The 7,846-nt window shown below is 45.6% G+C and carries 7 protein-coding genes; 3 read left to right on the forward strand and 4 right to left on the reverse strand.

Annotated features, from left to right (window positions below; genetic code table 11):
* Positions 1 to 322 precede the first annotated feature (322 nt).
* The 4 genes from WBA89_RS20810 to WBA89_RS20825 form a co-directional block, all read right to left on the reverse strand.
* A complete protein-coding gene (locus WBA89_RS20810; protein ID WP_424409128.1) occupies positions 323 to 1,843 on the reverse strand; it encodes a nickel/cobalt transporter in 1,521 nt (506 codons plus the stop codon).
* A gap of 147 nt (positions 1,844 to 1,990) precedes the next feature.
* The gene (locus WBA89_RS20815) at positions 1,991 to 3,397 is read right to left on the reverse strand and encodes a hypothetical protein (protein ID WP_424409130.1); all 1,407 of its coding nucleotides are present in this window, start codon (positions 3,395 to 3,397) and stop codon (positions 1,991 to 1,993) included.
* A 360-nt stretch (positions 3,398 to 3,757) separates the two neighbouring features.
* Positions 3,758 to 4,972 carry a DUF4331 domain-containing protein gene (locus WBA89_RS20820; RefSeq protein WP_424409131.1) on the reverse strand — a complete coding sequence of 405 codons (1,215 nt, stop codon included), beginning with the start codon at positions 4,970 to 4,972 and terminating at the stop codon, positions 3,758 to 3,760.
* 207 nt (positions 4,973 to 5,179) lie between these two features.
* Complete coding sequence (locus WBA89_RS20825; RefSeq protein WP_424409133.1) at positions 5,180 to 5,854, reverse strand: DUF4439 domain-containing protein; 675 nt, start codon at positions 5,852 to 5,854, stop codon at positions 5,180 to 5,182.
* Between the two features lie 217 nt (positions 5,855 to 6,071).
* On the opposite strand from WBA89_RS20825, the gene WBA89_RS20830 reads away from it, so the two are divergent.
* The 3 genes from WBA89_RS20830 to WBA89_RS20840 all read left to right on the forward strand — a co-directional run.
* Positions 6,072 to 6,638 carry a sigma-70 family RNA polymerase sigma factor gene (locus WBA89_RS20830; protein ID WP_424409135.1) on the forward strand — a complete coding sequence of 189 codons (567 nt, stop codon included), beginning with the start codon at positions 6,072 to 6,074 and terminating at the stop codon, positions 6,636 to 6,638.
* Positions 6,639 to 6,790: 152 nt separating this feature from the next.
* Positions 6,791 to 7,381 carry a cupin domain-containing protein gene (locus WBA89_RS20835; protein ID WP_424409136.1) on the forward strand — a complete coding sequence of 197 codons (591 nt, stop codon included), beginning with the start codon at positions 6,791 to 6,793 and terminating at the stop codon, positions 7,379 to 7,381.
* Positions 7,382 to 7,478: 97 nt separating this feature from the next.
* A partial coding sequence (locus WBA89_RS20840) for a hypothetical protein (protein WP_424409138.1) occupies positions 7,479 to 7,846 on the forward strand: 368 nt, incomplete at its 3' end.

Genomic DNA, 7,846 nt, shown 5'->3' on the forward strand with positions numbered 1-7,846 from the left:
CCCCTTCTTAAGGGGGATTTAGGGGGATCTCCGGGGCATAAATATGTTAAGTGAACCGTATTGAAATATAGCCTTTCTCAGTTGGCTCGTTACCAGGCTCTGCCTGGTAATGCAGATAGGCGAGGCTCTGCCTCTCTTTACCCCTGAGCTTCTGGAGAGAGAGAAGTGTGGCAGATGTTTAATTTATTAAATTTTCGTTCCTTATAGCAATCCTCGCATCATTTATGAATTTCTTGCTCCCTCCATTGATTCAAGGGGAGGGTTGGGGTGGGGTAAAAAACTTACGACTCCTGCAAGGATTGCTACAGAAGCTAAAATTGTATTATCCATTGCCAATTACCCATTGATTCGCAGCCAATATTTTCAACATCGCCTGTCCGGTAATTCCCAACCCCAAAAACATTACAAACATAGCGCTAATTGCAGGTAAAAATTTAACAGCAGTCATCTGTTTTGGCAGTTTATCAAAATTACGTTTCGCGTAAACTAAGATTAATCCGATCGCGCTCAGCACCAAAGCCAATCCCAAACTAAAGGCTACCACAAGCGTCATCCCCAAACCAACATTGCCCAAAGCCGACGCGCTCAACAGCATCACCAAAGCGGAAGGACAAGGCAACAAACCGCCAGAAATCCCCAAAACTAATAAGCTTTTCCAAGTAATGGGAGAACCGTCAGCACCGGGCGGCAAATGCGAGTGCATTCGGCCGTCTCCGTGGTGGTGGTAGTGCTGAGATATATCGGGTTTAACAGGTTTAAATTCTCTTTCCCAAGTTCCTCTATTTAAAAGATTCACTGGTTCCTCAAAATTAGTAGTAAGGGCTTTAGTCCTTAGTTTTTTGAGGAGTGAAGTCTTAACTAACCTGGTTTTTTCTAAGATTAGTTTTAAGTTAATAATGTTCGGGATTTTTTTTGTTGGTTTTTTGAGGAGTGAAGTCCTCACTACGAACCGGGTTTTAATTCTTTCTAAAAGTAACTTAAACCCGATGACTGCTACTAATAAGCCTGAGATTAAACTCAGCCAAGGATCTAATTTTTCTGGCTCGATTAAGTTGGAAGCAAAAAGGGTAATTCCGCCGACAGCAAACACGCCCGCAGTGTGAGTTATTGTGGTTGTTGCTGCTAAGAATAAAGCGTGCAGGGGAGTAGCCCGCGAACCTACCAAATAAGCGCCGACTATGGTTTTTCCATGTCCGGGCGACATGGCGTGCACGCATCCCCAGACAAATGCTCCGGCTACTGCTAGCAGCAAACTCCAACCTGTATCCCAGATAGATTCATTTCCTGTTAACAAAAAATCTCGGTTTTGCGGTGTAAATACAAAGCTTTTTACAGCACCGGCTTCCACAATTGTAGCTTGACAGCTAGCTGTAGCTACTCCGGGTAAAAATAAATTGTAGTTAATCTGCAATTTCTCGTGTTTTGAAATTACATTAGAAGCGGGCCAGGTGTAGTCTAAAATTAAGGTGCTGTGGGTATTGGGCTGCTGGATAGAGCTGGCTATTTTAGCTGCTATGTCTAGCGGTGTTACTGTTACGGTTCCGGGAATGTTGCTGCTGTTGGTGATGCGAATTTCTTGGCCGAAAAACTTTTCTAGCTGTGTTTTGTGGCTGCGAACTTCGGCTGCTTGTAGCTGGCTGTCTCGATTGTCGTCGGCGAAGTTGGTTAAGCCTGTTGGGAAGGTTAATGTTACTTCGGTTTGGAAATCGTTGACGATTATTTCTGCTACGGATAAGTCTGACCAGTGCGAGTAAACTGGTTTGGTTGAGGTGGTTAATAACAATAAAATTGTCAGCAAAAATAGGGTAAATAATTTGGGGATTCGGTTCAGCTTGTAGTGCATAAATACCTTATTTTTTAGGTTTGTTACTCAATCAGTCGGCGGTTGAAACCGCGCGTACATAAACGTAGGCGTTAGCCTTCCCGAAGGGTAGTCTGCCTCCGCAGACTAAGAGATCGAGGGAGTATTTAAGCCGGATTTGGTATAATCTCAAAATTCATAACTTCCCAAACCCAATGCTTGGCGAGCTCGATCGTCAAAACTCGGGTCAATTTCTTTGGACTTTTGAAAATAAGCGCGAGATTCAGCATCTTTTCCTAATGTGCGGGCGATCGCACCAGCCCGGTAAAACATACCCGCATCTCGAATGCCCGATCGCATTATTTCGGCCATCACCCGATCGGCCTTTTGCCATTCCCCAGCGCTAGAAAGCGCCTTGGCGTAAATATCCAACGTCACAGCATCCCTGCGGATTTTCACCTCGTCCTGCATTAACAGCAGAGCTTCGGCGGCATCCTGCGATCGACCTTTTTCCAACAGCAAACTCGCCAAATCCCTGCGGTGCCCGAAACTGCGAGTTCCCCCTAGCTGTTCCTGTCGCAGCCCCGCTTCTGCTTTGTCGCGCAGTCGCTTGGAGGAGCTCGCATCTCCCTGCAACTCCTTCACCCTCGCCATACCGCGATCCACAAGGCGATCGTACACCGTCGCAGCACCGCCAGCATAGGCAGAAACCTTACTGTAACTAGCCTCCGCTTCCCGATAATTGCCCTGGTTGGTTTCCAAATCCGCCAAATAAATCAGCGCTAGCGGGTTTCGAGGCACCAACCGCAGCGATTCCAAAAATAGCGCTTTCGCCTGCACAAACTGCCCCCGACGGGCGTAAAATCGACCCAAGAGCGATCGGGCCCGCGCCGATCCCGCAATCTCTCCCGGTTCCTCCGCCGCCATTGCTTGCCGGTAATCCTGCAAAACCTCAGCATCTCGGCCCTGCGCCTCTCTCACTAACGCTCTTAATGTCAGAGAGCCCAAGTTAGGAATCCGATTAACTAAGGTTTCTGCGGCTGTGTTTGCCTCACTAATTTTTCCCATCGCCAAGTTAGATGTAACCGAAAGGGCGATCGCATCTTCATTCTTAAAACCCACCTCTTTAGCCAAGCGCAAAGCAGTAGCAAAATCGTGTCTCGCTTCAGCAATTCGAGCTAAAACCAACAGCGCACCTTTGTTGTCAAAAGGCAAATCGGCGATCGACCTTTCGGCCGCCTGTTCCGCCAACAAAAACCAACCACCCTCCCCAGTTGCGCGAGCCATTTTCAGATAAACTCCCGCCAACGCAGCCCGATTCAAACCGCTGCGGGAATCCACAGCCAATCGCTGCTGATAAAAAGCAATTTCCTGCTTAATCGCTTCCTTTGAACTGGGATTATTTCTCAGAGATTCAAAAAAATGGTAGCGGTAATTTGCATCAAGATTAGCCGGAGTTTTCTCGGCAAATAAATCAGAAATAAAATGCAGATTTGGGGGAATGTTAATAACAGCAATACCCACAACAGGAACTGCTATCAATAACCACCACGAAACAATATCAGATTTTATTACTTGTCCTGTTTTAGTTTTCATACATCCCCGTTAATCAGCGTTCATCTCTGTTAAAAAAGCATTTTATAATCGAAAACTTAATAACTTAAACACCTCCTACAGTCTTCTCTCCTGTAATACCATTTTTCTAAAGATATGCTATAGATGAATTCTTAGCCCCCCCTTAATAAGGGGGGGTGGGGGGGGTAATACCTAGCGCTACTTTATGAAATTGGTATAAGTTGATTTCCTCAAAGGAGGCAGAGACTCCGGATCTGCATTACCAGGCAGAGCCTGGTAACGAGCAATCACCAATCACCAATCACCAATCACCAATCACCAATTACTAATCACCAATTACTAATAACTAATAACTAATAACCAATAACCAATAACCAATAACTAATTCGGCAAAGCCAAATAAGGAAAATTAGGTTCTAACGGCTTGTGTCCCTGAGCCGCGTTTCCGGGAGTTCCGTTATATGAAACATTATCGCCAACCGGAGAACCCACCAAAGCTCCCAGAGTGATATCAATAACATCGTCCATCAGCATACGACCTCCGATCAAACTTCCTTGAGCATTTGTCGCACTACCGTAGCCGCTGGGTTTTGTGGTATCGATCCGCATGACATCGGGTAAGAAAGCTCCGGCGATCGCATTTGGATCGACATTATCGCTACCGTCCAAAAGATCGACAGCATTCAGAGTAGCAACAGCTTCCTGCCGCACCGGAGCAGCAGCCGCGCTCAAATCCAATCTCGGAGGAATATTGTTGAATGCCTCCAGAAACTCGGGAGTAACTATCAAACCCTCATTAATTGCAGGTCTCGCCAAACGCTCGAATTGTTTGAAACCGCCAACTCCATCCCGGATCGAAATTGTTGACCAAACATCAAAAGTATTCGCCCCAGTTCCTGCTTGCAAAAATGCTTTCGGAACGCGGACGGTAATTGTATTGACGTTGTAACCTTTTGTAAAGTCGATCGCTTGATTGGGTGGCTTGAAACCTACTTTCGCCCCCGTGCCCAAAGCCCCAGCGCGGACTCGGAAAAATTGTTCTACATCAAAGAAAAACGGATCTTCCCGCAAACCTGCAAATACAGTTAAGTTAGAACCGTTCACAGGTACTGTATTCAAAACTGCATTAGAATTCAGCGGAGTTGTGGCAATTAGCCCGCCATTAACTGTAGTCTTAGTAGTTGTTTCCGAGCCGCCCCGAATTACAGTTATAGCTACCGCTTGCATACCTTTATTGTTAGGCGGACTGAAGGCAAACCGCAAGATAGTATCGGCGCGTCCAGTCGGTGTAGAATTTACATCACCTACCTGCGTGATGTGAAATTGGTATAGGGCTGTAGTGCTGAAATAATATTGATAGCGCGCTACGGAGCGGGGATTTGAATTCATTGTCAATATTAAATCTCCGTCCGCAGCACTGGAGTTTTGGTCTTTTTCGCGATATACGTACAAATCTGTTAAATTAACAGTTCGACCTTTGATATCTACTTCGCCGTCGTCGTGGTCGGAAGCGGCAATTATCCCTGGAGTTAATACAACAATTAGAGCTACTTCAATAGCTAGTATGGTTTTGCGAATTTTTTTTGTGAGCTTCACAGTTAGCACCTTTATTTCAATGAAATTTTTGGACAAATCAATGACAAATAACCCGCGTTTGCGGGTTGTATTTTTTTTGCAAAAGGTTTCAACCTTTCAACCTGTGGGGCTTTGGCGCTGTTGCCGAGTACCCTCCTATCAGTACACGAATTAGTATACGAAGGTTTGGCAATTTTGGATCTGTGCAGAAATATTAAATATTAAAAACTAGACCGTCAGCACCCAACTGTTGCGGTTGTTGTTACTAACAAAAGCAGCAGGTACAATTTCAAGATCCATGCCCAAAGCCTTGAAAGTAGCGCGAATAGCTGCCGCGTGGGCGGCTTCTGCCATGCCGATGCTAGCTCCTGCGGTAATCAAACCCGGAGTCTTCAACTTGGCAGCTTCCATAGTGTAGGCGATCGCAGCATCGGTCTCTAAAGCCAGAGCTAATTTAGCAATATTTACATCAGAATCTATATTTCCCTCCTTCTTATTGATGTATGATGAAAGGTCGTAACTCGACTCGGCTGTCACGGGAGTTCCCCCCAAATTTTTCACCGCAGAAGCGAGAATATCTCGGTGCTCTTTGTGGTCGTTTTGATTGCGGAGTGCTAGGGCTAAGACTGCTTTGCCAACATCAGTATTTGTGAGTTTCCCTGCTGCAAAAGTGTAGGCCCAAATTGCCTGATGTTCGTAAAAAAGTGCGTTGTTGAGAATAGCAGCATCATTTTTGTTGTCATTGGGAGTGGCGGCGATCGCCTTTTCCCCAAGCAGCGAAATGCCCAAAGCACCAGCTAACCCGGCAATAGCACCACCTGCAAGTGCAGCGCGGCGCGATCGCAAATTATAAGTATGGCGAGTTTTCGACAGTTCAGATAAAGCTATTTCTTCATTTTGCATAGAACGTGTTGCTAGGTTTAAAAAGTTAACAGAAGAGGTGACAAAAGTGCAAGATAAATCGGGAACCTGACAATTTAAAGCATGACAAGAGCTGCCCGTCAAGGCATACTTACGATCGCATCCCCAATTGACTTACAATTATGTTCTATAGTTATATACGCCAAATATTTAGTTTTGGATCTGTGCACTCAAAACAAAATTTTTTAGGTACACTGAGATGACAGGCCAGAAGTCCAGCGATGAATTGCTGCTTTTAGTGCAGATTGCCCGGAAAGACCAAATGGCACTAGCTCAACTTTACGATCGCTACGGTCGCCAAAGTTATGCTCTCGCTTACAAAATCCTGGGTTCGGTAGAAGAAGCGGAAGAAGTGGTAGTGGATGTTTTTTCCCAAATTTGGCAAAAAGCAGCAACTTACGATCCTTCTCGCAGTCGAGCGGATACGTGGTTGTTCATGCTTACCCGCAGTCGTTCCCTCGATAGGCTCAGAGTTTTGCAGCGAACAGTCCGGGCGGCCGAAGCTTGTCTGGAAGATGCGAAAATTCCTTCTTCGAGCCTTCCAGAACCGATGGAAGATGCAATAATCGAAGAACGCAGGGAACGAGTCAAAGCGGCGCTAGAAAAACTGCCGGCAGAACAGCGAATTGCGATCGAACTCGCCTACTACCAAGGGCTGACTTGTGCGGCAATCGCGACTAAAATTGGTATTCCGACAGGTACAATTAAAACCAGAATTCGTTTGGGTCTTTCTAAATTGCGTCAAGCTTTGAGTGAAGAAATTTAGGTTGTCAAAAAAACAAAAGTTAAATTGTTTAACATCAATCGAAAATTATGGCATCTCCAATTTTTGATATTTAGTGCGGAAAAACCACTCTAAAATCGCAAATCTAAAATCTAAAATCTAAAATGGAAATGATGCCGGATGAGGAGTTTAATATGCTTGCAGTTTTTCAAGTTCTCGATACGCTCGACGACTCAGAAAGTCGCGCACTTGCAGAGAAATTGCAGAAATCGCCAGCACTGGAAAGCGAACGGGCGGCCTGGGAATCAGCAATTGCTGCGATCGCCTACACAGCCCCTCTCGTTCCCGTCGCCCCAGACCTGAAAAACCGCCTGTTGCAGCGTATAGCAGAACTGCCGCCTACTCCGGCAGAATCAGTCAATTTACCGCCAATTGTTACCGAGAAAACTGAGAATAAGACTCGCTCTTTAATTGTGCGATCGGGCGATATCAGATGGAAACCTTATGGAGCTCCCGGAGTTTGGATCGGCAAGCTTTCTTTTGACAAGAAAAAGCGCGAAATAACCTGCTTGATGCGACTGGAACCGGGGGCAAGTTTTCCCCTGCACCGACACGCGGCATCGGAAGAAGTCTTTGTATTAGAAGGAGATTTAATTGTAGAAGGAGAAGTTTGCCATCAAGGCGATTATATTCGTTCGGTTCCCGGTTCCATACATTCGCCGCTCAGTGAAGGGGGATGTTTGCTGTTAATGAAAAGTTCCCTAAATAACGAAATGCTTGTTTGATATCGACAATTCAGTTTGTAGTTCCGAATGCGAGTCCGCGCGGTTTTGCGGACGGTCGTCCTGACTACAAACCGAATTTAGGTTCGGAGTCAGGAATATGAGTCCGGGCTGTTTAAAATCCCAACTAAATAAGGTGAATGCTATGCTAAATTACTGGCGCTTAACTGCTGTGATGTGCGCCGTTATTATCCAATTTCTACCCAGCGACAAAAGCGCGATCGCCCAAGAACACGAAGGATGTTTTTTGGTTAACTCAGCGGGAGAAGTGATTAACTTAAATCAGTTGTGCTCGCCTGAAGAATCAATTCAACTTACAGGAAACGATGGGAAATTTATTGAAGACTACAAACGCTTAGCAAAAAGCTACTCTCCAGAAGCAACCGGCAATTTACTGCAAGCAATCCAAAGAACCCCCGGTAGAAAAATTGCCGCAGCTAAAAAAATGTGTGCGGATGCAAAATCGGG

This window comes from Microcoleus sp., assembly GCF_049646505.1.
Classification (GTDB): Bacteria; Cyanobacteriota; Cyanobacteriia; order Cyanobacteriales; family Microcoleaceae; genus Microcoleus.

What these genes read in the sequence shown, in the direction of transcription:
- WBA89_RS20810 (WP_424409128.1), bottom strand. Translation starts at nt 1,843, where the DNA reads ATGCACTACAAGCTGAACCGAATCCCCAAATTATTTACCCTATTTTTG.
- WBA89_RS20815 (WP_424409130.1), bottom strand. Translation starts at nt 3,397, where the DNA reads ATGAAAACTAAAACAGGACAAGTAATAAAATCTGATATTGTTTCGTGG.
- WBA89_RS20825 (WP_424409133.1), bottom strand. Translation starts at nt 5,854, where the DNA reads ATGCAAAATGAAGAAATAGCTTTATCTGAACTGTCGAAAACTCGCCAT.
- WBA89_RS20830 (WP_424409135.1), top strand. Translation starts at nt 6,072, where the DNA reads ATGACAGGCCAGAAGTCCAGCGATGAATTGCTGCTTTTAGTGCAGATT.
- WBA89_RS20835 (WP_424409136.1), top strand. Translation starts at nt 6,791, where the DNA reads ATGCTTGCAGTTTTTCAAGTTCTCGATACGCTCGACGACTCAGAAAGT.